Origin of the sequence: Bradyrhizobium cosmicum, assembly GCF_032290525.1 — a bacterium.
GTDB classification, from domain to species: domain Bacteria; phylum Pseudomonadota; class Alphaproteobacteria; order Rhizobiales; family Xanthobacteraceae; genus Bradyrhizobium; species Bradyrhizobium cosmicum_A.
The window spans coordinates 1-275 of sequence record NZ_JASXTA010000213.1; the positions used below are offsets into that span (position 1 = coordinate 1).

The window sequence follows — 275 nt, forward strand, 5'->3', positions numbered from 1 at the left end:
GTTCTGAAGCAATCCATTGTTCTGCAGCGGCCGGGGTGGCAGCATACACGCTCGCTTCTCTGCCTGCGAGCTCGGCGGGTAGCTCGTCATCAGCCTGCAATGGATACGGCCCGTCTTGGCCACGGAGAGTTTGATCAAACCAAAGCCGGAGAGCTTCTGCTAAAAATTCCTCATGCTCTGCAGCACCACTGTCGCTAATTTCGCCATCATCGATGCGGTCATCAAATTCCCGCTGAGATAAAACGCGGTTAATGTAGTTGTTCCCAAGCCCTGAC

The 275-nt window shown here is 54.2% G+C and carries 1 protein-coding gene; it reads right to left on the reverse strand.

Translation table 11 applies throughout. From position 1 onward, the window contains the following. Positions 1-275, reverse strand: a 275-nt coding sequence (locus QSV46_RS39700; protein WP_314964091.1) for a hypothetical protein, incomplete at both ends; no start/stop codon positions are given.